Origin of the sequence: Chroococcidiopsis sp. [FACHB-1243], from assembly GCF_014696895.1 — a bacterium.
In the GTDB taxonomy this organism is placed as follows: domain Bacteria; phylum Cyanobacteriota; class Cyanobacteriia; order Cyanobacteriales; family Chroococcidiopsidaceae; genus Chroococcidiopsis.
Map to the genome: position 1 here is coordinate 74,317 of NZ_JACJQX010000019.1, position 24,690 is coordinate 99,006.

The 24,690-nt window shown below is 42.6% G+C and carries 24 protein-coding genes and 1 riboswitch; of the genes, 18 read left to right on the top strand and 6 right to left on the bottom strand.

Annotated features, from left to right (window positions below; genetic code table 11):
- The first annotated feature begins 667 nt into the window (after window positions 1-667).
- The 9 genes from H6G17_RS15645 to H6G17_RS15685 all read left to right on the top strand — a co-directional run bounded on the left by H6G17_RS15645 (window position 668) and on the right by H6G17_RS15685 (window position 11,446).
- Window positions 668-2,164, top strand: coding sequence for a hypothetical protein (locus H6G17_RS15645; protein WP_192158664.1), 1,497 nt, complete (start codon window positions 668-670; stop codon window positions 2,162-2,164).
- A complete protein-coding gene (locus H6G17_RS15650) occupies window positions 2,161-3,246 on the top strand; it encodes a hypothetical protein (RefSeq protein ID WP_192158666.1) in 1,086 nt (361 codons plus the stop codon). The genes H6G17_RS15645 and H6G17_RS15650 overlap by 4 nt, the downstream gene beginning before the upstream one ends.
- A complete protein-coding gene (locus H6G17_RS15655; protein WP_192158668.1) occupies window positions 3,231-4,055 on the top strand; it encodes a hypothetical protein in 825 nt (274 codons plus the stop codon). The genes H6G17_RS15650 and H6G17_RS15655 overlap by 16 nt, the downstream gene beginning before the upstream one ends.
- Window positions 4,056-4,137: 82 nt before the next feature.
- The gene (locus H6G17_RS15660; RefSeq protein ID WP_192158670.1) at window positions 4,138-5,505 is read left to right on the top strand and encodes a cellulase family glycosylhydrolase; all 1,368 of its coding nucleotides are present in this window, start codon (window positions 4,138-4,140) and stop codon (window positions 5,503-5,505) included.
- 31 nt (window positions 5,506-5,536) lie between these two features.
- Window positions 5,537-5,890 (top strand): MGMT family protein, encoded by a 354-nt coding sequence (locus tag H6G17_RS15665; protein WP_192158672.1) that lies wholly within the window; start codon window positions 5,537-5,539, stop codon window positions 5,888-5,890.
- A 222-nt stretch (window positions 5,891-6,112) separates the two neighbouring features.
- On the top strand, window positions 6,113-6,847 hold the full coding sequence (locus tag H6G17_RS15670) for a 2-phosphosulfolactate phosphatase family protein (RefSeq protein WP_192158674.1): 735 nt from the start codon (window positions 6,113-6,115) through the stop codon (window positions 6,845-6,847).
- 3 nt (window positions 6,848-6,850) lie between these two features.
- On the top strand, window positions 6,851-7,045 hold the full coding sequence (locus H6G17_RS15675) for a hypothetical protein (RefSeq protein WP_192158676.1): 195 nt from the start codon (window positions 6,851-6,853) through the stop codon (window positions 7,043-7,045).
- Between the two features lie 87 nt (window positions 7,046-7,132).
- Window positions 7,133-9,325 (top strand): transglycosylase SLT domain-containing protein, encoded by a 2,193-nt coding sequence (locus H6G17_RS15680; protein WP_192158678.1) that lies wholly within the window; start codon window positions 7,133-7,135, stop codon window positions 9,323-9,325.
- Between the two features lie 240 nt (window positions 9,326-9,565).
- Window positions 9,566-11,446 (top strand): choice-of-anchor X domain-containing protein, encoded by a 1,881-nt coding sequence (locus H6G17_RS15685; RefSeq protein ID WP_192158680.1) that lies wholly within the window; start codon window positions 9,566-9,568, stop codon window positions 11,444-11,446.
- Between the two features lie 2 nt (window positions 11,447-11,448).
- On the opposite strand, the gene H6G17_RS15690 is transcribed toward H6G17_RS15685, so the two are convergent.
- Complete coding sequence (locus tag H6G17_RS15690; RefSeq protein WP_192158682.1) at window positions 11,449-11,898, bottom strand: thioesterase family protein; 450 nt, start codon at window positions 11,896-11,898, stop codon at window positions 11,449-11,451.
- Window positions 11,899-12,104: 206 nt separating this feature from the next.
- On the opposite strand from H6G17_RS15690, the gene tatC reads away from it, so the two are divergent.
- Window positions 12,105-12,905 carry a twin-arginine translocase subunit TatC gene (tatC, locus tag H6G17_RS15695; protein ID WP_106168443.1) on the top strand — a complete coding sequence of 267 codons (801 nt, stop codon included), beginning with the start codon at window positions 12,105-12,107 and terminating at the stop codon, window positions 12,903-12,905.
- A 12-nt stretch (window positions 12,906-12,917) separates the two neighbouring features.
- Here the strand turns inward: tatC and H6G17_RS15700 are convergent, their stop codons facing one another.
- Complete coding sequence (locus tag H6G17_RS15700) at window positions 12,918-13,574, bottom strand: ComF family protein (RefSeq protein ID WP_192158684.1); 657 nt, start codon at window positions 13,572-13,574, stop codon at window positions 12,918-12,920.
- Here H6G17_RS15700 and H6G17_RS34145 point away from each other — a divergent pair.
- Entirely contained in the window at window positions 13,552-13,680 is a 129-nt protein-coding gene (locus H6G17_RS34145) for a hypothetical protein (RefSeq protein WP_277876016.1), read from the top strand. The two genes, H6G17_RS15700 and H6G17_RS34145, sit on opposite strands and share 23 nt — an antisense overlap.
- Here the strand turns inward: H6G17_RS34145 and H6G17_RS15705 are convergent.
- Window positions 13,667-14,941 (bottom strand): MFS transporter, encoded by a 1,275-nt coding sequence (locus tag H6G17_RS15705; protein ID WP_192158686.1) that lies wholly within the window; start codon window positions 14,939-14,941, stop codon window positions 13,667-13,669. The two genes, H6G17_RS34145 and H6G17_RS15705, sit on opposite strands and share 14 nt — an antisense overlap.
- Window positions 14,942-15,184: 243 nt before the next feature.
- A complete protein-coding gene (locus H6G17_RS15710; protein WP_192158688.1) occupies window positions 15,185-16,477 on the bottom strand; it encodes an MFS transporter in 1,293 nt (430 codons plus the stop codon).
- Window positions 16,478-16,606: 129 nt separating this feature from the next.
- On the opposite strand from H6G17_RS15710, the gene H6G17_RS15715 reads away from it, so the two are divergent.
- Window positions 16,607-16,990, top strand: a complete 384-nt coding sequence (locus H6G17_RS15715; RefSeq protein WP_206757162.1) for a hypothetical protein — start codon at window positions 16,607-16,609, stop codon at window positions 16,988-16,990.
- A gap of 58 nt (window positions 16,991-17,048) precedes the next feature.
- Here the strand turns inward: H6G17_RS15715 and H6G17_RS15720 are convergent, their stop codons facing one another.
- A complete protein-coding gene (locus H6G17_RS15720; RefSeq protein ID WP_192158692.1) occupies window positions 17,049-17,441 on the bottom strand; it encodes a hypothetical protein in 393 nt (130 codons plus the stop codon).
- An 862-nt stretch (window positions 17,442-18,303) separates the two neighbouring features.
- Here H6G17_RS15720 and hemE point away from each other — a divergent pair.
- The 3 genes from hemE to H6G17_RS15735 all read left to right on the top strand — a co-directional run bounded on the left by hemE (window position 18,304) and on the right by H6G17_RS15735 (window position 21,077).
- Window positions 18,304-19,350 carry a uroporphyrinogen decarboxylase gene (hemE, locus tag H6G17_RS15725; protein WP_192158694.1) on the top strand — a complete coding sequence of 349 codons (1,047 nt, stop codon included), beginning with the start codon at window positions 18,304-18,306 and terminating at the stop codon, window positions 19,348-19,350.
- Complete coding sequence (locus H6G17_RS15730; RefSeq protein WP_192158696.1) at window positions 19,351-20,412, top strand: NAD(P)-dependent oxidoreductase; 1,062 nt, start codon at window positions 19,351-19,353, stop codon at window positions 20,410-20,412.
- A gap of 218 nt (window positions 20,413-20,630) precedes the next feature.
- Window positions 20,631-21,077: a VOC family protein gene (locus tag H6G17_RS15735; protein WP_192158698.1), complete on the top strand. Its 447-nt coding sequence runs from the start codon at window positions 20,631-20,633 to the stop codon at window positions 21,075-21,077.
- A 110-nt stretch (window positions 21,078-21,187) separates the two neighbouring features.
- Here H6G17_RS15735 and H6G17_RS15740 read toward each other — a convergent pair whose 3' ends face one another.
- Window positions 21,188-21,400 carry a hypothetical protein gene (locus tag H6G17_RS15740; RefSeq protein ID WP_192158700.1) on the bottom strand — a complete coding sequence of 71 codons (213 nt, stop codon included), beginning with the start codon at window positions 21,398-21,400 and terminating at the stop codon, window positions 21,188-21,190.
- Between the two features lie 139 nt (window positions 21,401-21,539).
- Window positions 21,540-21,675: riboswitch (cyclic di-AMP (ydaO/yuaA leader) on the bottom strand.
- A 369-nt stretch (window positions 21,676-22,044) separates the two neighbouring features.
- On the opposite strand from H6G17_RS15740, the gene H6G17_RS15745 reads away from it, so the two are divergent.
- Genes H6G17_RS15745 through mtnB form a run of 3 tightly spaced genes read left to right on the top strand, consistent with a single transcriptional unit; the run spans window position 22,045 to window position 24,655 of the window.
- The gene (locus H6G17_RS15745; protein ID WP_192158702.1) at window positions 22,045-23,400 is read left to right on the top strand and encodes a selenium-binding family protein; all 1,356 of its coding nucleotides are present in this window, start codon (window positions 22,045-22,047) and stop codon (window positions 23,398-23,400) included.
- A 20-nt stretch (window positions 23,401-23,420) separates the two neighbouring features.
- Complete coding sequence (locus H6G17_RS15750) at window positions 23,421-23,975, top strand: cupin domain-containing protein (RefSeq protein WP_192158704.1); 555 nt, start codon at window positions 23,421-23,423, stop codon at window positions 23,973-23,975.
- 26 nt (window positions 23,976-24,001) lie between these two features.
- Window positions 24,002-24,655, top strand: a complete 654-nt coding sequence (gene mtnB, locus H6G17_RS15755; RefSeq protein ID WP_192158706.1) for a methylthioribulose 1-phosphate dehydratase — start codon at window positions 24,002-24,004, stop codon at window positions 24,653-24,655.
- Window positions 24,656-24,690: the final 35 nt, after the last annotated feature.

Consider the following 24,690-nt stretch of genomic DNA (forward strand, 5'->3'; position numbering starts at 1 on the left):
ACATAGATATGAGATAACAAGGTAGATTGCTATATAACTTTTAATTGGTCGATCGTAAAAACATCACTGACAATTATAGTTCCGATTTTGTTTCCAGTTTTCCAGTTTTAAGACCGAGCGACCGCTTCACCTTTAGCCTAGATCGAGCTATAAATATTCGCTCAACAAAGTATAAATAACTACTCAAGGTATGGTATAAATAAAAACAGTGACTCCAAGATATGGGCAACAAACTATGTCGTATTTCTAGTTAGAAACTTTGCCTGAGTCCATATATACGTAGAGTATATGCATGAACGTGCAGCAGATGAAAAAACATAACTACTTAATACATGCAAGCTGGAGCAAATGGCAACAGTTAGATCGAGTATATCGAGAAAAAAGTAGGTGGCAAGTCAATAGCAGAGGGATCGATCCTGCTGCCTCCTGCACGAACAGAGAAATCATGAGAAGGGAAGGTCTGAGTCCTGCCACCAGAATTTCCAATCTGATAGCTGGGAATTCAAGGTAAGTAGAAGCCCGCTCCGATTGTATCTCCCTGCTCTCCGCTTGCTGCACGAGTTGCAACAAGAACCAATAGTTTCATTAGCACGATCGAATGAATTGGACGCGAGATAGCCGCGACCGATTAACGTAAATAAATGAACTATCTTTGGTCAATTCCGACATGCCTAATCTTTTGAAAGGGCTAAGTGCAGGGGCAATCGCTCTGATCGGGCTGGGTCTGATTTTGGCTTGGCTAGATATGAGTGGCTTTTCTAACTACGACACAGAGTTTCTGGGAGCAAAAGCACTGCAAGCCCTCAATGGAGCTGAACCCCGATATCGGGCGATCGTGTCCATTTTTCCGCCGTTACTGGTCTATTCCACGTTGATTGTTGGCTCGGCGATTACCTTGCAAGCCTTGCTAGGGGCGATCGCAGTTGGGTTAATTGTGTGGCAGATGGGCAATATTGCTGTTCCTTCGATTTGGCGTAGCGTTTGGACTGTCTTAATTGTCTTGAACCCCGCTTTTAGCTTAATGCTACTGCGAAGTCCAGTTTGGGTTGCCGTAACGATTTTCTTGATGCTGCTGATGGCAGTGCTGTGGATGTTGGCGAAAGGGCAAGAAATACCATCGCTACCGACTACCTTACTCTTAGTTCTGTTAGGACTGGGATTAGCGCCCCTAATGCTACTGCGTTACGAAGCGTGGCTAATTTTACCCGCAGTCGCCTTAATCGTTCTGCTGTTATTTCCTACCGAAGCTTGGGATTTTAAAGTAACAGCAATCTTAGTCACCCTATTCATGAGCCTCGTCCTGATTGCGACATGGTTGTATATGAACTGGATGTTTACTGAAGATGCCTACTATTTTCTCAACAGCCATTACAGCGGGATGAGATTAGCAGAAACTAAAATCTTCTTGCAACAAGAAGATTTTTTGAATAGTTGGTGGCAAAGCTTCGCTTGGCTGGTACAAGTCGTGCCTGTATATTTAGCGATCGCGGGTTGGACGATCTGGAAATCGAAACAAAAGCTGTTATTTGCAGCAATTTTACTATTGCCAGTCATGCTTTTAGTAGCTGGATTTTTTCAGGGAACCTTTATGGCAGAGGTCAGCCGCTTTGGAGTTTTTTTAGGAATTCTACCAGCGATCGTCCAACTCCAAACCCCAACTCAATTCTGGCAGCGTTCCTTGCTGACAGCAGCTTTAGCTGCCAATTTAGCGATCGGTGTGTCTTTCTTACAACAAGATCGGGTCATACCAGAAGAAGCTATTTTCTGGCGACAGATCTTTCGTCAAGAACATTTGACCACAATTCCAGTACAACAATGGCTGCAACAAAAACAGGCACAAAGACAAATTGCTCAGGTGTTATACGAAAAACTTTTACCAGGTCAAAAGGTATTACTTGACGATGCAGTTAACTTTCCAGTTATTTACATGCTCAATGATGCTAGCTACTTTATTTTGCCCTATCAAAACGAGTTTTTCTTGGCTTTACAACAGCCAGATTTGCTGACAGATTATATTTTGATTCCAGGGGCGCAGACTCGCGGTAGCGAGCAAGACCGGATTTTATCTTATTGGCCTCAACTAACTGAAACTACACTGCCAGGTTTTCAGGAGGTATTTGGCAACCCACATTATAAGCTTCTGCAACGCCTTAGCCCACCATGAACCGCTATTCTCGTCGTCAATATTTGCAAGGTTTGTTTGCCACTTCGATGCTGCTCACATTTTGCGATCGCCGTTTTGCTGGCAAAGAACCAGTATTGCAAGCAGGCAACGCTAGCCGCTGGCATCTTGGTGTTGGAGCAGATCCAGCTCAACTCATAGGAGAGATTAAAGCAAACCCCGCCGTGCGAGAATTAGTTCAAGCTTGGTCGCCTGATTTTCTCACTGGATGGCTCAACTGTGTTAACCGTAAACAAGGCGATTTGAGTTTCTGGCGAATTTGGCATCGTCAAGGGTTGCTATCAGCTTGGTTTTCTGCTGGTTACAGCTTGCAAGTCATTACCTGGGAAGATGATACTAAACTACCTACGGGAGACTATCACATTTCCCAGCAATACTTAGAAGACTTGGAAGAATTGGCTGGATACATTCGCAAAGCCAATCCTAAAGGCAGACAAACCTACTGGACGCTAGCAACTGAATTTTCCTACTGGCGCGTACCCGCAGATACGTATAACGCCCAAACCGAAAAATACTACCAAAAACTGATGCAAAATCTTTTGCAGGCGAGGGCAATTATTAAGCGTCAGTTGCCTAGTGCTTGGGTAGCTCCCAGTTGGGGTGGATGGATTGTGACGTTTGATTTTCCTAACAAGGGTAGCGGTAGAAGCATGATTCCCCCTTTTGCCCAGATGATGCAGCAAATGGATGGTGTTGCTTTTCAATCGATGCGACCCAGACCAGCAGGGGAATTTAACCCAGAAATTCAGCGTCCCGACCCAGGCAACCCCGAACAAATTCGCCAGTGTTGCGAAATTTTTTCCAAATACCGCAAATCCTTGATGGTGTCGCACTACGAGCCTTCAATCAAAGAATTTCATCCAAATGGGGGTCGTGCCGATACGGTGACGCGAGACTTTGCGATCATGGCACAACCGAGTTGGTTAAAAACAGTTTCTAACATGGGACTAGATAAGTTTTCTTTAATGCACTACGGTTTGTACAAGAATAATCCCTATAATGCCCTAGATGCCGCTAAGACTTTTAAAGGAGTCATACAGGAGGGAGAATGGGCTTTAGGGTAAAGCACCTCAAAGGAGCGATCGCTATAGTGTTACTCAGCGGAGTATGGGCGATCGCAGAATCATTGCCAAGTTTAGCAGGGGGATTTACTCAACCAAAAAACTTCAACTTCACTTCCCTCAGCTATAGCAATTTCGATACCGACACTTTTCACAAACAAGAAATTCAGTTTTATCTAGAACATGGTTTACAAGACAATTTGACCTTTATTTTCAAATCACCCTTTGCTTGGTCGAAAAATGACGACAGAGGTGGAGATGAAAACTCAGGCTTTGCACCTCAAGAAACTGGTATTCGCTGGCGCTTCAATCGCGATCCCTACTGGGCAACAGCCTTACAAGCTAATATCATCCTACCTTTAGGTTATGATGCTGACGACGATCCCTCCGGTGCGGGGAATCAAGATGTTGGCGTAGAAGTGAGTTTACCCGTCAGCCGAGGTTTTCAAGTTGGCAAACAGCGTTTTGGTTATGGAACTGTAGAAGTCGGCTATCGCGATTATTTCGGCTCGTCTAGCGATGAGTTGCGTCTCACTGGAGAACTCAGCGTCGATGTATTGCGGCGGTTCGCCCTCGCAACGCAATTTTACGGAATTTATCGCTTGCGAGAATCAGATAACGAAGATTTTTCCAAAATTGGCGGACAGATGCGTTGGGGTGCGAATGACAATTTAACTTTGTCTGTAGGTGGTTTTAAAAACCTAACTGAATTTGGTGGCAGTTTTGAAGCTCAAATTTGGTATACATTCGGAGCTGGAAAAAAGGCAGAATCAGAAACACCTGCGCCCCCTACAGAACCAAAATCACCATGAAGAAAGGGAGCAGGGAGCAGAGAAGAGTGGTGCGTGGTGCGCAACCAATTACCAATTACCAATTACCACTACTCACTTTCATATGAATCTAACTAGAAGGCAATTAATTCAAGCTGGATCGTATGCAGCGATGGGAGCGATCGCCACTCATTTACTACCTGCTAACAGTGCAGTTTCCGAACCTTTCTATGGAATTAATGCTTTCTATCTCTTGACAGAAAGCTATCGGAAAGTAAAGGAAAATCCTCAAGCTAATCTACGTCAAACTATCCGCAAATACCTCCAAGACGAACTGGGATTAGCTAGATTACGCGATCGCAGTAAAATTAATGCAATTCGGTTTCTTGCTGGTAATAACTATCCCTCAGACAAAAGACAAACTGTAAAAAAGGGAGTCAATCGACCGTTTCATTTTGATGCCATGTTGTGGACGACAGCTCAACAAATGGATCGTCGAGTGCTAGAGGTTTTAGACGCGATGATGCAGTCATTAGCCGAAATGGAATTTTATCTCGTACCTGTTTTGGCTAACTATTGGATCGAATACGGTGGTATTCTGAGATATTTAGAATGGGTAAACAAAATAGATCGAGAAGAATGGTTTGACGCTTATTGCAATCGCAAAGATGAAGAATATTATTTGAAATACAGCCTTGATTTTTATACGAGTCCAGTAATTGAAAAATTATTCCAAACTCACATTCAACCCGTACTTCAAGTTTGTCAGAAATATTCTCAAGTGGCAATTCTCGATATTATGAATGAACCACGGGGCAAGAATCGCTACAGCATGGGGAATCAAAAGATTGAAAACAATTTATATTCTCATCAAATAGTGGCTCAGTGGTTGAATCGCCAAGCTAGTTTTGTGAAAAGAAGTTTGCCAAAAGTTAATATTACTACAGGTGAAGAGGGTTGGTTGAATTCTCCTATAGACTTGGAATTAATTTATCTCAAAAACGAAAGCCAGTATTATGAAGGAATCGATCTAAAAACTAATCTGTTTGCGCCAAATAGTACTTTGACAATGGGAAGCATCCACATGTATACCCATGAAGCAGTAGAATTTAATCAGCCTAACGAGTGTGGTAGACAATTCCGCGATCGCCGTGGTTGGGATTATTTACTACAACCAGATCGCCCCCAGACTCCCGAAAGTTACGTAAAAATGGGAGAAGAATGGATAAAATCTCGCGCTACTGTATTTGGTAATAAACCTTGGTATTTGGGAGAAATGGGCTGGTGTCGCTGTCAGTCAGAGACAGATCGTTCTCCTCTCCCAGCTACAGCATTACAAAAAGAAAGAATTCAAATATATCGAAATTGGGCAGAACAGGCTTTTACATTGGGCGCAAAAGGTGTGTTTTTGTGGGAATTAGTAGGAATAACACATCGTGATGAATTTTACGCCATGAACCTGAATCAAATTATTGACGTATTTCCACGATAGAACAGTTGACGCTCATCACGGATTGCTATTAGTGTCTACCTACAATACCATCTACAACATAGTGCGCCAAATTCCTAGAGGAAAAGTAGCCACCTACGGACAAATAGCAGACTTAGCAAATCGCTATGGTAAAGCTCGTTTAGTCGGCTATGCTCTTTATCGCGTAGATAAAAACTCTGATATTCCCTGGCAGCGAGTGATTAATGCAAAAGGCGAAATCTCCTATTCACCTCTGCGACATGGTGCAGACTACTTGCAAAAATCGTTGCTAGAGCAAGAAGGAGTAAAATTCAACTCAGCTGGAAAAATCAATCTCAAAGAATATCTGTGGCATCCTTCTAGAGACATGTTGCATGGAACTATCTTAAATTCCCTCGATCTATAGAAATTTATAATCGTAAGTATTTGAATTTTTGAATAGTACAAAAGACACCACGTATTGCAATTGAAAGGAAAAGCTAGAAATAGTACTTGTGCAGCATAAACCGTTCGCGATCGCCTTTCTCATTCAAACTTAGCAAGCACCAAAATCAAAGATAATTGTTAAACAATCTTTGGTAAGATTGCGGAAGTTTGAATTAAATTTAAAGTTATAGGGCGCTCCCCCGTGAAGCTATACGTCTATCACACTCCAGAACTAGTACCTGGAGACTGCAACCCAGATTGTGCGATCGCCGTAGACGTACTCAGAGCCACGTCTACCATAGCAACAGTCCTAGCCGCTGGTGGCGAAGCCGTTCAAGTATTTAGCGATCTAGAACAACTCATGCACGTCAGCGATAAATGGTCGCCAGAAAAACGACTGCGGGCAGGAGAACGAGGCGGGGGAAAAGTTGCAGGCTTTGACATGGGCAATTCTCCCCTCGACTGCACCCCAGAAAAAGTTGAAGGTAGACGATTATTTATTAGTACAACAAATGGGACTCGCGCCCTACAAAAGATCGAGAATGCTCCAACTGTAATGGCAGCAGCTTTGATCAATCGGGCAGCAGTAGTAAAGTACGTATTAGAAAAACGACCAGAAACAGTCTGGATTGTCGGTTCTGGTTGGGAAGGCAGTTTTTCATTAGAGGATACAGTTTGTGCGGGAGCGATCGCTCATAGTTTATGGGAGAAGACTAGCTTGCCAATCGAAGAAATAGCGGGTAACGATGAAGTCATCTGCGCGACTGCGCTATTTACCCAATGGCAAGATAAGTTATTAGAGCTAATGCACCACGCCAGCCACGGTAGGCGATTGTTACGCCTAGACTGTCACGAAGATCTGAAATACTGCTCTCAGACCGATATATTAAACGTGGTTCCGATCCAAAAGGAACCTGGGGTTTTAGTCAAGTTGTAATTGATGCCAACGCTGATTCTATCTCCACGTCACACAGCAGACACACAGGCTTTGTGGCGGGCGGCTAATCATTTTGGTTGGCAAGTTGAATGCTTGACGAATTGGCGAGTTTCTGAAGATTTGCGAGGTACTGCAACATATTTGTTCCCCCAACTCCCGACTCCCGACTCCCGACTCCCTGTTTTTCAGAAAAATTAAAAGCGATCGCAGCAGCCAGTTGCCAATTAGGAATGCTAGATTGGCAGAGATTTAATCTAAAGTTCAGGCTAACTAAACTTAATCTTTATGTTGCAGCGACGATCTTATGCTTTTGCCGCTGGGGTATGCTTATTTATTGCTCTACTGGGCGTACCGCTAATAGTTGCTAACTACAATAACTATCGAGAAAACGGAATTGCTCTGCTGAAACCGCAAGGAAAAAACGGCTTAGATCTTCCCAAATCAGGAGTTTTATCCCTGGTTTCTCTTTCTCCCAGCCAGAGGGCAGCTCAATTACAAGAAATTGCTCAACAATCTACCTCTCGCGATCGCAGCCGCGCCCGTTACCTCCTAGCGAGCGACTTTATCATACAACGGCAAGGGGACAAAGCGATCGCGATTTTGCAAGATTTAGAAAAAGATTATCCCGAACTAGCGGCTCATATCGCCCTCAAACGCGCCCAAGCGTATTCTTTGACGGGAGATAAGGTAAGAACTCAAGCCGCTTGGCAAGACTTACTCCAGCGCCATTCTAAAAGTCCGGTAGCGGCAGAAGCCTTGTTCGTACTAGGAAAAAACGAACCGCAATATTGGCAAGAAGCGATCGCCTTATTTCCCAGCCATCCCCGCAGTTTAGAAATTGCCCGTTTGCTACTGCAACAAAACCCCCAGCAGCCGCGATTGCAGTTACTTTTGGCACAATATGACTACCAGAAGCCGGAGATCGTCCCTGTTTTAGATCGCTTAGTTAGTCAGTCGGCGACGCAACTCAAACCCCAACATTGGCAAATAGTCGCCCAAGCTTACTGGGAGAATCGAGAATATGGTAAAGCTGCTGTCGCCTACGCTAAATCGCCTCGTATCCCCCGCAATGTTTATCGCTGGGGCAGAGGATTGCAATTGAGTACCAAACAAACAGAAGCTATTTCTGTTTACAAACAACTAGTAGCTGCTTATCCCAACGCAGAAGAATCTGGAATGGCGCTGATGCGATTGGCGCGGATATCCAAACCAGCAGAAGCAATTGCTTATTTGGATCGAATTGTCAATCGTTTTCCCAAACAAGCAGGAGAAGCACTAGTAGCAAAAGCGAATTTACTCGACAACCTGAATAGCAAACAATCTGCTGCCAAAGTTCGACAATTCTTATTAGATAAATACGGTGACTCGAAAGCCGCCGCCGAATATCGCTGGCAAGTTGCCCAAGAAAAAGCTGCTAAAAAAGATTATCAAGCAGCCACGCGATGGGCGGAAGTTATTCCCCTACGGAACCCCGAAAGTATTCTCGCACCTAGAGCGGGTTTTTGGGTAGGAAAATGGGCGCAGAAATTAGGTAAAAGCGAAAATGCCAAAACTGCTTTTGAGTCCGTTTTGAGTAAGTTTCCTCAATCTTATTATGCGTGGCGATCGGCTACACTTTTAGGTTTAGATGTGGGTAATTTTAACACCGTGCGTCAGATGAATCCCGAATTTTCATCACCTCAACGTGTTATTCCACCTGCTGGTTCTCCTGCTTTGAAAGAACTCTATCAATTAGGACAAGATGCTGAGGCTTTAGCATTATGGCAAGTTGAATATAGCAATCCCGAAAAACCAACCATAGCCGAACAATTTACTAATGGTTTAATGTATTTGGCGAAGGGAGAAAACTTAATTGGTATTAATGAAATTTCCACTTTAGAAGACAGAGATATTCCCTTAGAAAAAGCAGAATATCAAAATTTGAGTAAACAGCTAGGCTATTGGCAAGCACGTTATCCTTTTCCTTACTTACCATTAATTCAAACTTGGGCGCAACAACATCAGCTCAATCCGCTTTTAGTCACGGCTTTAATTCGTCAAGAATCACGTTTTGAACCGACAATTCGTTCTGTAGCTGGAGCAGTAGGATTAATGCAAGTAATGCCTGGTACGGCTCAATATATAGCAGAAAAGATTAACGTACCTAAGTATGATTTAGAAAATCCCCAGGATAACATCCAACTAGGAACCTGGTATATGGATTACACCCACAATCGATTTGATAATTCCTCGCTGTTGGCGATCGCAAGTTATAATGCTGGCTGGAACAATGTAGAAAAATGGCTGAAGCGTTTCAACACTCAAGATCCCGATGAATTTGTCGAATTGATTCCCTTTGGAGAAACTCAAGGATACGTGCGACAAGTCTTTGGTAACTATTGGAATTATCTAAGATTATATAATCCGCAAGTTTCTCAATTAGTTACTAAATATTCTGACGTGCATCCGTCGATGTCAATTGATGTAGCAAGTAATTAAATCCTCCTAAATCCTCCTTAAAAAAGAGGACTTACCGAGCTTAAATCTTAAATTTAACTTTTCAAAATATTTGATAATAGATATACATTTTTACGCAGTTTAATAAAACATTAGTCTTATCTAGGGTATGCCGATTGCGATCGCACACCAGAAAGTAATCTAGTGAAATTACTGTTGGAGTGAAAATAGGTTCGAGGATAAGTTTGCTCTAGGCGATCGCAAATCTAGGCTAATTTTGGCATGAGTAAACTTACGAAAAAGACATCTCAATTTATTGGTGCATTACTAGTATTTACTGTAATTATCTCTTTGCCTGCTAGCGCGCAAACTGAAAATCCGCAGCAGCTTATTGATTTTAGCAGAATGCAAGAGCAAGAACGAAAAAATTACATTCTGAAAGCTCCAACTCATAGTATTGAAGGTACTGTAATTGTAGACGATGCGCGTGAAATAAATTTGCTGTTTGGCAACATCTCGAAAAATACTGAAATTGAATTGATTTCTCCCAACAGCGATCGCTTTTCTAAGCGTACTCAGAATAGTTCAAAATTTCAAAGTATCTTTTTTTCATTTTCTCCAAATTCAGAATCGGCAATCTTACAAATATTTAAACTCTTTAACCCTCTACCTGGGAAATGGAAATATATCATTCAACAAAAAGTTTCTACCGACGCACAACAAGATATTACATTTACCTTATTAACAGATAGTACTATTTTTGCGGGTATACAAGGTGCTAGAGAAAAAAATTGGTTAAATAACAATATTAAATTAGAATTAGCTACTTTAGAAAATAGAAATCCGATTCAAAAGATTGCAATTAATGCTGTAATTCAAAGACTGGGAGATCGAACGCTACAAAAGCAACTTCTTCAATTCCGCGACGATGGCTTAAACGGCGATCGCGCTGCTAATGATGGTATATTTACCACATCCCTCAAAGCTAGGGAACCTGGAGAGTTTCAAGTAAGTGCAATTGTAGAAGGTAAAACCTCAAAAGGTAATTTATTTCAGCGCTACGTTTCTACAGATTTTAAAGTTATTCGTAGAACTGCTAGACTGTTGAAATCGTTTAGCGATCGCGGTATCGATATTAATGGCGATGGATTCTTCGATCGCATTATTATATCCCCTGCTATTCGAGTTTTAGAAGCTGGAGAATACTTTATTAAAGTGACTCTCAAGGCTAACAATGGCGAATCATTCTTTCAAAATACTAGAGTTAAGTTACCAATTGGTAATGTCAGTCCTGAAATCGAATTTGATACCGAAGATATTAAGAAATATTTGCAAGTTGATGCCCCTTACCAGGTGAGTGAAGTATTTTTAGAAGGAGATGCCTACGCTCTCAAAGATCGAGTTGTCAACTTAGGTAAAACTAAAGCTTACAAAATAGTACAATTCCAACGGGGAGCAATTGTCTTAAATGGTAGTGCTAAACCTGTAGGAATAGATATTAATAATAACGGTAAATTCGATTATCTTGACGTTACAATACCTGTAGATTTTCTTTATAGTGGTTTTTATAAGTGGAGTGCCTCACTCGCAACAAAAGATCGTACTGTTATCGATCTGGCAGCAGGAGAAGGTTCGTTTGCTGCTGGAGATGCGCTACTAAAACTCAGATTTAATGGTGCAGCCATTGGCGACAAAAAACTTCCTTCACCATACATTATTCAAGGTTTTATCGTGTACGGTGGCGGTAAGTCTTTAAATACCGATGACGATTTTCCTATTCCTAACTTTACAGCAGCTCAATTTGAAGGATTTATCCCAGATCGAGAACCACCGAAAATTAGTTTTAGCGTAGAACCTACTATTCTTAAATCAGCAGACGATCGCCTAGTAGAAATAAAAGTTAACGCACAGGTAAGCGACAATATCGATCCGAATCCATCACATAGAATCGGCTCAATTACAACCAACGATGGACAAATTGTCAGAGGCGATCGCTTAATTTCAGAAGACATTGAAATTAAGCCAGATGGACGAGTTTTTCTAAGAGCAAAATCTAAAAACGGACAACCGAAAATTTATACGATTACCTATGCTGCTAGAGACAGTGCTGGCAACCTAACTCAAACTAGTGCAGAAGTCAAGGTTTCGCCAGAAGATAAATAGAGCTAAACTCTTGCTGTTTCTCGATTAGAATTAGCGCTAAATTCAGAAACTACATAAGGACTAAATAATTCTCGTTCCTCAGTTTGCAATCGACGCGGACGCTTAGTTTCTCGATCGATGAATAGTCCTTTTTGCTGTGCTTCTGCTACCAGCGTATTATCACCATTAAAAAAGCGAAAATCTAGTGTAGCAGATGCAGCTCTGAGTTCGGAAAGCCATAACTCTAAGCGCACGCGATCGCCCAAATAAAGAGGATTTTTATAAGTAATATTGGTTTGAACTAAGATTGGCACAAAACCACGTTCTGCGATCGCGTGAATTGGCATTCCTACCGCTTCTAACAACTTAGTCCTTCCAATTTCCATCCACTGCTGATAAACAGAATTATTCACATGACCGACAAAATCGATCTGATAAGTGTAAATCTCTAAATCCAAATAAATCTTCTTCATTTCTTTTATTCTTTGCGCCTCTGCGTCTTTGCGCGACCAAAATCTTCTTAACTCACTAGTGACAAGATATCGTAGTCACCAGCCAGTGACAACAGGACAATTTTTCGATGAGGCAAGATAAAGAGGAGGCAAAAGCTAGATCTCCCTACTCCCTGCTCCCTTCATTACAGATACAATATTCATCAGATATGGAAATGGCTTGAGTAATGACACCACCCTCTGAAGTTGACACTGCATCTCAGGCAGATGTAAATAATGACATCGAGCCAGCGGTTCAAGAGCAAGATTCTTATCTGAACGAACTGCCTGACGAAGTGGAAATGTCCCTGTTCGAGCATCTAGAGGAGTTGCGGCAGCGGATTTTCTATGCCCTAATTGCTGTAGTCGTAGGGGTTATTGGCTGTTTCATAGCCGTCAAACCGATTGTTAGATTATTAGAAGTGCCAGCACAGGGAGTTAAGTTTCTACAACTGGCTCCAGGCGAATACTTTTTTGTTTCGATCAAAGTCGCAGGCTACAGCGGTTTACTGGTAGCCAGTCCATTCATCCTCTACCAGATCGTCCAGTTTGTTTTACCAGGATTGACACGCCGCGAACGCCGCTTAATTGCACCAATTGTTTTAGGTTCTACCGTGCTGTTTGGAGCCGGATTAGCCTTTGCTTACCTGGTACTAATTCCAGCTGCATTAAATTTCTTCATCAGCTACGGAGCAGATGTAGTAGAACAACTATGGTCGATCGATCGCTACTTTGAATTTGTCTTGCTGTTCATGTTCAGCATCGGTTTAGCGTTTCAAATTCCCATTATCCAAGCCTTACTCGGTATATTGGGTATTGTATCTTCTGCCAAAATGCTGTCGGGATGGCGCTTTGTCTTGCTAGGTGCGGTAGTCTTGGGAGCAGTATTAACACCCTCTACCGATCCGATAACTCAATCTCTGCTCGCGGGTGCGGTGCTGGCGCTCTACTTTGGTGGTATTGGTATAGTTAAAGTTTTGGGCAAATAAGATTTGTGATTTTTAGCCCTTTCCTTTCAAGGTAGCAGCGATCGCCACGACTCCAAAAACTTTAATCCCTTCTTGGCGCAAAGTCTGTGCGGCTGAGAGAGCTGTCGCACCAGTAGTATAGATATCGTCTAAGATCAAAACCGGACTGACAGGACGGCGGCGAAAATCCACTCCTAATTGAAAAGCTCCAGCTACATTTTGCTCTCGCTCTTTTCCAGGTAATTCAAACTGGCGTACAGTTTGGCGCGTGCGCTCCAATCCCTGCGATCGCAATTTTAGCCCCGTCATCTGACAAAAACTCCGCGCTAATAACTCTGCTTGGTTGAAACCGCGATCGCTTAACTTAGTTGCGTGCAGTGGAATCGGAACGACAATTAGCTGGCTTGAAGTCGATGGAAGATTTAACCAAGCATCAGCCAGCCAGAACCCCAACGGTTGAGCGATTTGAGATTTTTTCTCGTACTTTAGAGCCGCGATCGCCCGTTTGAGCGCTCCTCCATAGATTCCCCAAGCAAATACTGGGATTTCTGTTGTAGAACGGACATGGCGATCGCTTAGTTGACAGCGTTGTAGTTGTCTCGTGCAATCAACACAGAATACTTTCCCAGTCGGACGCTGACATAAAGGGCAATTTGACTTGAGAAATATGCTAATTACATCAGTCCACATGAGGGAGCAGGGAGTAGGGAGCGTTTCGGTGCAAGGAACGAAGCAGAGGAGCAGGGGGAGCAATTCTGGTTCCACCAGCCACCAGCTACTAGTTACTGATAATTGACAACTGTTCGCTGTTGCAACAAACGATGCAGGTATTGCAAAATGCCGATCGTGAATACTGTACTCGCAGCTAAAAACAACCAATATCTATCTGCCATCTGAGGCGATCGATCTAATACCCACGTTCCTAAAGGAGGACCGATGATGTACCCGAGCGAACCACAGAGGGAGTTGATCGCGAAATAAACGCTGCGTTGTGAGGAGGGAGCTAAGCTGTTTACGATTGATACCGCAGCGGGAGTTAAAGACACGGCAGCGATCGCAAAAATTTCTGTTGCTAAGATCGCCCAGCCAAGGCGAACCGATGGAGCAATACCTGTCACCCAAATGACAACAAAACCTAATGCCCACATTAAGGTAGAAAAGATCATTGCATGAGGGGGACTCCAGCGCTTCAAAGCACGGGTAATTGGCAATTGACACACAATCGCTAAAAGAACGTGCCAGCCAAACAGGATGCTAATTGTGGTGACTGAAAATCCTTGCTCGACCGTACTATCTGCGACGGCGAAGTTTTTCCAGTATAGAGGTAGCACGGCTTGAAACTGCGAGGCATATACAACCGCCATCGTATTAGCGATCGCGTAGACCAAAAGACAGCGATCGCTCAATGCTGCTGACCAATTGCCTTTAATTCGAGAACTTGATTTCTGCGGTTGGTAAGTTTCTGTAACTTTTGTATAGACCAGCATGAAGAAAACAACAAATCCTACAGCGTTGCACAAAAACAACGCTCTATATGCGCCTGTTAAACCGACTATCTCCCCACCTAGAAGAATTCCTACACCTAAACCTACATAGTCCATGACTCGCATCACGGCAAAAGTATCTTGGCATTGTGAGGGAGAAATTAAATCGGTGATGACAGTATCAATAGTGGGCCAGTACAAACCCTGTCCAAACCCCAACAGTAAATTCCCGATAACTAAGAGTGCAAAGCTATTGGTTGCTGCTAAGATGGCTGCGGCGATCGCACTTAACGTGGCAGAAAGTAATAGAGTTCGACGGCGACCACACACAGACGAGTCGCATAAAGAACTTGCCACCAACCGACCCAATATGCCTGCAACTGATGCGCCTCCTAAAGCTAAACCAACACTAGTGGCAGAAAATCCTAACTGATTGACAAAAAATATGGTTGTATAAAATAAGGTAAAACCAATACCTAATTGGGAAATACAACGACCGATTCCTAGTATCCAAACTTGTGAATTAAGCTGTGGCAACCAGGAAGTAAATTGATACTTAATTATAAACTTCATTTCTGACGAAAAACAGCAAAGCTGCGGACAGGTAAACAAATACCTACCGATCTAGGCATGAAAAATTTTTGCATTTGTCTTTCACAAATACATCAATCGGCTGCGATCGCAGCCTCTTCAAGACTTAACTGGAAGGCAATTAATTTTATTCTTCCAAATTAACTTTTGCCTTGCGTATTTCCCCTGATTGTAATTATCTGTTATCAGTGGGAATAGGTAATTGATAATTGGTAGTTACTCCCTTTACCCCTCTGCTCCCCTGCTCCCTGCTCGTCCCTGCTCCCTGCTCCCTAATAAGCGGCGTAAATACTGTAAAATTCCCACGACGATCGCCACGCTAAGGGCTGAACCTAACCAAAAACTATCTGCGATCGCGGCTGACTGGTCTAATGCCCATCCACCCAAGGGTGGTCCGATGAAATACCCGCCTGCCCAGCATAGAGAGTTGATGGAAAAGTAGATCCCAATTTGAGCTGGAGGTGCGAGTTCTGTAATCAATGCGGAAGCAGAGGGAGTGTAAGCAACAGTGGCGATCGCCAGTAGACTTAAAGCTAAAATTGCCCAAGTGATTTGACCACTAGCAACTGTTCCTGTTATCCAAATACAGAAAAAGCCTAAAGTCCACATCAAGGCAGAGATTGTTAAAGCTTGAGGATGAGTAAAACGTTTTAAAGCGCGTGCCACAGGTAACTGAGTCACGATCGCCATAGCCATATGCCAGCCGAATAAAATGCTGATTGTAGTTTCAGTAAATCCTTGACCTCTACTGCCAACTGGAACAAAATTTTTCAGATAAAGGGGTAGAGTGCTGTGTAGCTGGGCGATGTAAGTTGTAAAAATAATATTGACGATCGCAAACACTAACAAACTGCGATCGCTCAAGGCTATTTGCCAACTCCCAGGCGCAAACGTTCCAGTTTGATTCTCCTGCGGTCGAGTTTCGGCGATTGCAAAATAGACAACGGCTAAGAAAATTAGAAACGATAACCCATCTAAAATAAATAGCGCTCGATAAGCTCCTGTCGTCCCAATCAAAACTCCACCAAATACAATTCCCATCCCTAACCCGAGATTGTCGGCTAAGCGAGTCACGGCGTAAGCTTCGCGGCGTTGGTCGGTGGATGTGACATCGGCAACAACAGCTTCAGTTGCGGGCCAATACAAGCCTTGTCCCAGTCCCAATAGTAAGTTGCCGATAACTAAAGTGGTGAAATCTGGAGTAATGGCGAGGACAAAACAGGCGATCGCCGCGATCGCTGCTGATAGTAAGAGAGTGCGACGACGACCCCAAAACTGCGAATCTGAAAATGCTCCCCCCAAAATTCGTCCCACAACTCCAGAAATAGAAGCACTACCCAACGCCCAACCGACTGCAATGGCAGATAAGCCGACTTGGTTGACGAAAAAAATTGGCGCGTAAAACAGGGTAAACCCCGTACCTACATTTGAGAGGAAACGACCGCTTGCCAAAATCCAAACTTGAGAGTTCAGCGACGGCAACAGAGACGAAAAGTTATTTTTCTGAAAAAAATTCATTGAAGCTTTAAGTATTGATACGACATATAGAAGTAAATTTTGTAACAAATTGGGAACTATCAATACAGAATATTCATAGCTGTCTACTCGCAGCACGAATTCAGTTTACTCGCTATTACCGTCATATCTATGCAGAAACTTTTTGTATTACTAGGTGTAGTAATTGTATTTGCAATCATATTCGGATTAATGTTTGCTTATTATCGTTCTCAACAATCTCGCCGCCGACTCAGATGGATACAGCCAAAAAAGCATGGCAGAACTACCCCATTTTCATCACCTCGCCGCCAAAAACCATATGATAGCGAAGGAAGTGGAGATCGCGATACTGCCATTAGGATAGAACAGGTTTCCCGCCCGCTACAAAAAAAACTCTTGCTACTGTTACATGGCGATCGCCAAGCCGCAAATAGACTCCTCAGTGCAGCGAAAGACCGGAATCCTGGTAGAACTATTCAGTGGTATGCCGAGAAAGTTCTGTTCGATTTGCAACGCGATTATGGCAAATATTAACTAAATTAAAAGTCAAAAGCTAAAAGTTAATCCTATGTCCTCTGTCTTTTGCCTTTTTCTAATAGTCTTCGTCGTCTAATTCTTCAACCTTTTCCGCTGGTCTATAGTCAGAGCATTTCAGTGCTTCTTCTGTTAAAACGGCACAAGGATTGACAGCACACTTGAGATAAGGATTGTTGGTAAAATATTGACAGTTTCGACAGGGTACTTTTTGAAAGCGCTTGATTGTAAACAAGAGTTCATCTCGCGCCGCAACTCCAATTTTAGATAGCATTAAAAACAAAATTGTCCAGCCCATAATAAAGCCAATCGGACCTAAAAGCATGAGCAGATCGGAAGTATTAAACTGAGGTGATTTTGTTTCATTTACAGTTTGTTCGCTCAGCTTTACTTCCCGTACAATTTGTGTTTGCGCTACGTACTGTTTTAAAAAGTCAGCCTTATTATACATATTTCTTCCCTCGATCGGCATTCAAAAATACTGTCTTCTTTAGTAGCAAGACCACGGATACTATATTTACAGGTATAGCGAATAATAGAGTTCAGTATCTCTACTGAGAGTTTTGCTTGTCTATTTGTCCGATCTATCTAAAGAAGTATATTTTCGGAGGTAGGGCAATTCTTTTGATTCTTAATTACTGGTTCTTGCTTTTTGCTTGTCAACTAATTTTATGACGCTAGCAAATTATTTATTTTGCCCATCGCCAGATCTTATTAACTGGATTGCATTAATTTTTACTCAATATATCCAGCAAATACAAATATATAATTGTGTTTGTGCGATCGACGGTAACAAAAAATACTTATCTAACTAACTAAAGATAGCTCATCTTCTATGTTACAAAAGCTCGACAATATCGACAACATCAAGATTAATTAAATCGTTTAACTTAAATTAAACAAATTATATTTTTGTAAATTCTAACAAGGTTTTTGGATAGCGATCGCATCCAATCTGCTATTAACTTGTACTGCGTCTGGCGGTTAATGCTACTCTACGAAAAAGTACCTCGACGCTATACCGTGTCATCTATAGGACTCATATTTAATTTTTGAAATCTACGTAGGCACGATTGCGTAACGCATCACTCTCAGTTTTTGGTGCGTTACTCGGGTAGAAATGGCATGGCGCTCGACAGCGGTTAAGAGTCTCTAGTTTAGATTCCACTGGATTACGCGAGAATCCGGTGTAAATATGGCATGGTGATTAGTTTACATTCCACTGTCATATAGTATTACGCGAGAATCCGGTGTAAATATGGCATGGTGAAATGATACGCTAAAGAATTGCAGAAAGATTACAAGGCGCAAGAATGGTTGTTGCAACCCAGGTTCCCCACTTGCTACGGGCTGCTCGTGGAGAAGAAGTAGACCGCCCGCCAGTATGGATGATGCGGCAGGCAGGTCGCTATATGAAGGCGTATCGAGATTTACGCGAGAAGTACCCATCATTTCGGGAGCGTTCTGAAATTCCCGAAGTAGCGATTGAGGTTTCTTTGCAACCCTGGAGAGCTTTTCAACCAGATGGCGTAATTTTATTTTCCGATATTGTCACGCCGTTGCCTGGTTTGGGAATTGATATGGACATTGCGGAAGGCAAGGGACCAATCATTCACTCGCCGATTCGGACTCAAGCGCAAATTGAATCTTTGCGTCAGTTAGAACCAGCAGAATCCTTACCTTTTATTAAAGAGATATTACAGGCACTTCGAGCCGAAGTCGGGAATAAAGCTACAGTTTTAGGCTTTGTCGGTGCGCCATGGACGCTTGCAGCCTATGCAGTTGAAGGAAAAGGTTCTAAAACCTATTCCATTATTAAGGGTATGGCATTTTCTAACCCGACAGTATTGCACCAGCTACTAGAAAAACTAGCAGATGCGATCGCCATTTACGTTCGCTACCAAATTGACTGCGGCGCTCAAGTCATACAAATGTTTGATTCTTGGGCAGGTCAACTTTCACCTCAAGATTACGAAACTTTCGCTTTACCCTATCAACAGCGAGTATTTCAACAAGTTAAACAAACCCATCCCGATACACCCCTGATTCTTTTGGTAGCTGAAAGTGCAGGTTTATTAGAAAGAATGGCGCTAGCTAAAGCAGATCTAATCAGCGTAGACTGGACTGTAGATATGGCAGACGCACGGGCGAGACTGGGGAATCAAATTGGCGTGCAAGGAAATCTCGATCCTGGGGTGTTATTTGGTTCTCATGAATTTATCCGCGATCGCATTTACGATACGGTGAAAAAAGCAGGTACGAGAGGACATATTCTCAATCTGGGTCACGGTGTCTTACCCGACACTCCAGAAGATAATGTCAGATTCTTCTTTGAAACTGCTAAAAATCTTAAATATTAAATGACAACCTCAAAACGAGTTTTGGTGACTGGTGCAAGTGGATGTATCGGTCACTATTTATCTGAAATCCTGGTTCAGAAAACCGATCTCGAACTGTATTTACTAGTTAGAAATCCTCAGAAATTACAAATAGATATTACTACTCGCCCTGGTGTAAAAGTATTACAGGGCGATTTAGCTAACATCGAACAGTTTGCCGATCTACTGAAAACAATTGATATTGCTGTATTAGTAGCTACTGTTTGGGGTGGCAAAGATACTTTTGAAATTAACGTTAATAAAACAATTCAACTATTAAATTTACTCGATCCAGAAAAATGTCAGCAGGTCATTTACTTTTCTACAGCTAGCGTTTTGGATCGTCAAAATAACTTGTTAAAAGAAGCAGGGTCACTTGGCATAGATTATATCCGTTCTAAATACGAAACTTTAAGTAGATTACCAGAATTAGCGATCGCCCCTAAAATTACCGTTCTATTTCCTACCTTAGTTCTAGGGGGTGACGCTCAGAAACCATACTCTCACCTATCTGCTGGCTTACCCGATGTTGTCAAGTGGATTAACATCGCCCGTTTCTTCAAAACAGAAGGCAGCTTCCATTTTATTCACGGACGAGATGTTGCCCAAGTCGTCAAATATTTGATTAAAGGGAGCAGGGAGCGGGGAGCAGGGAGTAGGGAAGAAGGACAAAGGGACAAGGAAGCAGCTACCAATTACCAATTATCAATTACCAATTACCAACTACCAATTCACTACGTTCTCGGACAAGAGCTATTAACTGCTAACCAAGCCATTGAAGAAATTTGTACTTATCTCAATAAAAAGATTTATTTCCGCATTCCTCTGTATTCATCTTTGACCAATTTATTTATAGTTTTATTCCGCATTCAAATGGCAGAGTGGGATAGATTTTGTTTGCAATATCGCCATTTTACTCATCAAAATGTCATTAATCCTAGCAGCTTTGGCTTACCTAATTATTGTCCCACTCTCAGCGATGCTTTAAGAATTCATGGGGTTCGTGGTAAAAATCTAGACAACCGGGACTTACGGAATCTGTAGGTATGTTACTGATTGTTTCTGCTTTGGCTTTGAACTCTGCTAACTCTCTACAAAAAACGAAGTAAGCCTGTAGGGTGCGTTAATCAACGCACCCTACTAAAAACCCGCCTCTACGATGACTGATTTCATCATTTCTGTACGGGCGGGTTTAACCGCAAAACTATTTATCCTAGTATAGGAATCTTCAAAAACCCGCCCCTACGAGGACTGACTTCATCATGACTACTCCCAGCACCCTTGCACCTGGTAACCTGCGGCGAGTCCACCACATCGCCTTAAATGTCAAAGACATGCAAGCATCGCGCCACTTTTACTGTCATATTCTGGGATTGCACGAACTGACAGGCGATGAAATCCCCTCTACTCTACTCGATTTGGTAGCGCAAGGCAAAGTTGCTAACTTCGTCACCCCAGATGGAACGGTTTTAGATTTGTTCTGGGAACCGGAGTTAACACCACCAGATCCCGATCCCGAACGGAGTTTTACCCGTGCCTATCATCTTGCCTTCGATATCGATCCGCAATTGTTCGATCGCGCCGTGGAAGTATTGAAAGATAATCAAATTGCGATCGCCCACGGTCCCGTCAGCCGCCCTACAGGTAGAGGTGTTTACTGCTACGATCCAGATGGATTTATGGTAGAAATCCGGTGCGATCCAGTATGAGCAAAAAAAACCTGAATCTGACAATTCAGACTCAGGTAGTCCTACACTTCACAACTCAGGAAAATACAACAGACACGAAAATCTCAGAAACAAAAATCTAGTTTTCAGCTCTATGCGGCATGAGTATGCATTCTTGTTTCCACAGGCAACCACTTGGAAGATAGATCTTCCATAATACCTTTGCGGCTGAAACTTTTGCTTCGATCTAAATGTACCACTAATGTTGGCAAATAAATGTCATCAATTATCTGATGTCCGTAACCGATGACAACACCAGTTAGATCTGTTTGCTTGTGTTGCACAAAATCCCCAATTCTTAACATGGTATTTCTCCTTAGTAGGCTAGCTTCCCTGCTTCTGGCTACCATAGGAAAAGCTTCCTCAGCGCCAAGTACAGGTAGAACGTAGCGGGTTTAAACCAGCCAAGGACACTGAATGCGATCTAGAAAATCTTCGATCTTTACAGTCTCCTCTCAACGCCTACGAAGTTAGCTGACGGGCTAGGACTGAGAGATGTCCCTCTCTGTTTGTCTCAGAGATAAGCCCCAGAATTCGGTTCCTCCGCTCCAATTATGATTGGATTAGGCTGACTTATTTAATCTGGTTAACTACATCCTAAACCACGCTCCCTACGTTCTGTCAATAAAAGTTACAAACCGTGAAGTATTTCTAGCTAGATTATCAAGAATTGTATATTAACTATTTGTAAAAAATCCAAAATATTACGGTATTCCTAGCAGTTAATGCTAGTTTAATTAGTATCTAACAGTTTCTCTCCTTTGATTGGGGAGCTAGAGGGGATCTCGTGCAAGGTAGTATAGTCTTGCGATCGCCCAACCCCCGCCAAATCGGGGGCGATAGATTAAAATGCACATCGCGTGAGTAGTAACTAGATATTCAGAAGCTAGCCACCAGTCGCCAGCCACTAGTCACTAGTCACCAGCCACTCACCAATGACGAATGACTAATGACCAATCATGCTTGCTGCGGTCCTGGCTATGCATCTCCCCAAGTGGCGATGCAAGCAGAGAGAGAAAAGATATTGTATGCGATCGCCCTTTATACGGGTACGGGAATTGAAGCACCAGATTATTTAGCGACGATTGATGTCGATCCTGACTCTCCGACATATTCTCAGGTAATTCATCGCTTACCCATGCCTTATTTAGGCGATGAGTTACATCATTTTGGTTGGAATGCATGTAGTTCGTGTCACGGTGACGCGAGTAAATCTCGTCGCTTTACGATCGTACCTGGACAGCGATCGAGCCGGATTTATATTGTAGATACAAAAGAGGCGCGATCGCCTCAAATTTATAAAGTCATTGAAGCAGAAGAAATCAAAGCGAAAACAAATTTAACAGCCCCTCATACAGTCCACTGTTTAGCAGATGGACATGTCATGATTTCAATGCTAGGTGATAGTCAAGGGAATGCACCTGGCGGCTTTTTGCTACTCGATGAAAACTTTGATATTGTCGGACGCTGGGAACAACAAGCCACGACGATGAAGTTTAATTATGACTTTTGGTATCAGCCGCGCCATAACATTATGGTAAGTAGCGAATGGGGCGCGCCTAAAACGTATTATCCTAGTTTTGACCTCAACGATGTCGCAGCCGGAAATTACGGTCAGCAATTGCATTTTTGGGACTGGAAAAAACACGAAATTATTCAAAGTTTTGACTTAGGTGTAGAAGGTTTAATTCCTTTAGAAGTCCGTTTTCATCACAACCCAGATAGTACACACGGCTATGTTGGTGCAGCCTTAAGTAGTAATATTTGGCACTGGCACAAATCGAATGGACAATGGACAGTTGAGAAAGTTATTGATGTTCCATCCGTAGAGGTTCAAGACTGGGAAATTCCCGTGCCTTCTTTGATTACCGATATTTTGCTGTCAATGGACGATCGCTATCTCTATTTTTCCAACTGGTTGCATGGAGATATTCGTCAGTATGACATTAGCAATCCTTATCAGCCTCAATTGACTGGGCAAGTTTGGTATGGTGGTTTATTAGGAAAAGGTAGCGAAGTCCAGGAGCAGAAATTGCAAGGTGGTCCCCAAATGCTGCAATTAAGTTTAGATGGCAAGCGGTTGTACGTCACTAACTCTCTATTCAGTACTTGGGATAATCAATTCTATCCAGATTTGGCTAAACAGGGGTCTTATATGTTGCAAATTGATTGCGACACGGAAAATGGAGGATTGAAAATTAATGAAAACTTTTACATAGATTTCGGTCAAGAACCAAACGGTGCAGCCCGCGCCCATGAAATGCGATATCCTGGCGGAGATTGTACTTCAGATATTTGGATTTAGCATTAAACTGATAACTGACTATGGCAATCCTCAAATTAGAAGACGGTACGATATACACTCAACTTGGTGATATTAGCCGCGAGTTAGCTTCCCTAAATATTCAACTCAATTACTGGAGTGTGGGAGAAGATTCACAATTGCGGCAATTGTTAGTCCAAGAAAGCTTAAATTCGGAGGAAAAAGAACGTGTTCTCGCGGCTTTAGATACTTATTTTGAGCAACTCAAACAGACAGATGGTTATCAATCTCGCGATTTAATTGCATTACATCCTGGAATTCCAAACTTAGATGAGATGCTAGCAAAATTCGATCTCATTCACACTCACGCCGATGATGAAGTTAGGTATATTGTCGATGGTGAAGGGATATTTGGTTTCGTGCGTCCTGATGGTAGCCAAGTAGAACTCACAGTACAACCAGAAGAGTATATTAACGTCCCCGCCGGAACCGAGCATTGGTTTTATTTAACACCAGCCCGGCGAGTCAAAGCAGTACGATATTTTATCGATACAACAGGTTGGATTCCTCAATATACGGGCAAAGAGATTCGGTTTCGTCAAAGTGCGATCGCGTAATTTATCATATTTAATACATCTGATTCATGCTTAATTATCAACCTTCAGTAACTAATAGCAAAACTACCGCTCCGCAATTTGAATTGATCGATGCTGCTCGTTATTTCTACCGTCAAGATTGGATGGTAGGAACGGCAGGAAATCTTTCCGCTCGTCATGCTGACGATAGTTTTTGGATTACAGCAAGTGGGAAGGCAAAAGGAGAGCTATCAACTAGCGATTTCGTTCGCGTTGCCCTCGATGGTACAATCTTAGAAAGAGCATCTGCTAATATTAAACCCTCGGCAGAAACGATAATTCATCAAGTAATTTATAGCTTGTTTCCAGCGGCTCAAGCTTGCTATCACGTCCACTCAATTGAAGCAAATTTAGTTTCTCATTTTACTGAGAAAGATAATTTGCCACTACCACCCCTGGAAATGGTTAAAGGCTTGGGTGTATGGGAAGAAAACCCCCAGGTGGCAATTCCCATATTTGAAAATTATTTAGAAGTTCCTCAAATTGCCGCAGAAATTAGCGATCGCTTCAGCACTCAATTACCGCAAATCTCAGCTTTGTTAATCCGCAATCATGGCGTGACTGTCTGGGCAGATTCCCTCACCTCAGCGCGTAATTATGTTGAGTTGATAGAATACATTTTTCGATACATGGTAGCAGCGCGCCAAGCTGGAATTTTTTGAAAATGGGAGGTCACGGGAACAATAGAGCGCTCTTT

What these genes read in the sequence shown, in the direction of transcription:
- H6G17_RS15645 (WP_192158664.1), top strand. Translation starts at nt 668, where the DNA reads ATGCCTAATCTTTTGAAAGGGCTAAGTGCAGGGGCAATCGCTCTGATC.
- H6G17_RS15650 (WP_192158666.1), top strand. Translation starts at nt 2,161, where the DNA reads ATGAACCGCTATTCTCGTCGTCAATATTTGCAAGGTTTGTTTGCCACT.
- H6G17_RS15655 (WP_192158668.1), top strand. Translation starts at nt 3,231, where the DNA reads ATGGGCTTTAGGGTAAAGCACCTCAAAGGAGCGATCGCTATAGTGTTA.
- H6G17_RS15660 (WP_192158670.1), top strand. Translation starts at nt 4,138, where the DNA reads ATGAATCTAACTAGAAGGCAATTAATTCAAGCTGGATCGTATGCAGCG.
- H6G17_RS15675 (WP_192158676.1), top strand. Translation starts at nt 6,851, where the DNA reads ATGCCAACGCTGATTCTATCTCCACGTCACACAGCAGACACACAGGCT.
- H6G17_RS15680 (WP_192158678.1), top strand. Translation starts at nt 7,133, where the DNA reads ATGTTGCAGCGACGATCTTATGCTTTTGCCGCTGGGGTATGCTTATTT.
- H6G17_RS15685 (WP_192158680.1), top strand. Translation starts at nt 9,566, where the DNA reads ATGAGTAAACTTACGAAAAAGACATCTCAATTTATTGGTGCATTACTA.
- H6G17_RS15690 (WP_192158682.1), bottom strand. Translation starts at nt 11,898, where the DNA reads ATGAAGAAGATTTATTTGGATTTAGAGATTTACACTTATCAGATCGAT.
- tatC (WP_106168443.1), top strand. Translation starts at nt 12,105, where the DNA reads ATGACACCACCCTCTGAAGTTGACACTGCATCTCAGGCAGATGTAAAT.
- H6G17_RS34145 (WP_277876016.1), top strand. Translation starts at nt 13,552, where the DNA reads ATGCTAATTACATCAGTCCACATGAGGGAGCAGGGAGTAGGGAGCGTT.
- H6G17_RS15700 (WP_192158684.1), bottom strand. Translation starts at nt 13,574, where the DNA reads ATGTGGACTGATGTAATTAGCATATTTCTCAAGTCAAATTGCCCTTTA.
- H6G17_RS15705 (WP_192158686.1), bottom strand. Translation starts at nt 14,941, where the DNA reads ATGAAGTTTATAATTAAGTATCAATTTACTTCCTGGTTGCCACAGCTT.
- H6G17_RS15710 (WP_192158688.1), bottom strand. Translation starts at nt 16,477, where the DNA reads ATGAATTTTTTTCAGAAAAATAACTTTTCGTCTCTGTTGCCGTCGCTG.
- H6G17_RS15715 (WP_206757162.1), top strand. Translation starts at nt 16,607, where the DNA reads ATGCAGAAACTTTTTGTATTACTAGGTGTAGTAATTGTATTTGCAATC.
- H6G17_RS15720 (WP_192158692.1), bottom strand. Translation starts at nt 17,441, where the DNA reads ATGTATAATAAGGCTGACTTTTTAAAACAGTACGTAGCGCAAACACAA.
- hemE (WP_192158694.1), top strand. Translation starts at nt 18,304, where the DNA reads ATGGTTGTTGCAACCCAGGTTCCCCACTTGCTACGGGCTGCTCGTGGA.
- H6G17_RS15730 (WP_192158696.1), top strand. Translation starts at nt 19,351, where the DNA reads ATGACAACCTCAAAACGAGTTTTGGTGACTGGTGCAAGTGGATGTATC.
- H6G17_RS15735 (WP_192158698.1), top strand. Translation starts at nt 20,631, where the DNA reads ATGACTACTCCCAGCACCCTTGCACCTGGTAACCTGCGGCGAGTCCAC.
- H6G17_RS15740 (WP_192158700.1), bottom strand. Translation starts at nt 21,400, where the DNA reads ATGTTAAGAATTGGGGATTTTGTGCAACACAAGCAAACAGATCTAACT.
- H6G17_RS15745 (WP_192158702.1), top strand. Translation starts at nt 22,045, where the DNA reads ATGACCAATCATGCTTGCTGCGGTCCTGGCTATGCATCTCCCCAAGTG.
- H6G17_RS15750 (WP_192158704.1), top strand. Translation starts at nt 23,421, where the DNA reads ATGGCAATCCTCAAATTAGAAGACGGTACGATATACACTCAACTTGGT.
- mtnB (WP_192158706.1), top strand. Translation starts at nt 24,002, where the DNA reads ATGCTTAATTATCAACCTTCAGTAACTAATAGCAAAACTACCGCTCCG.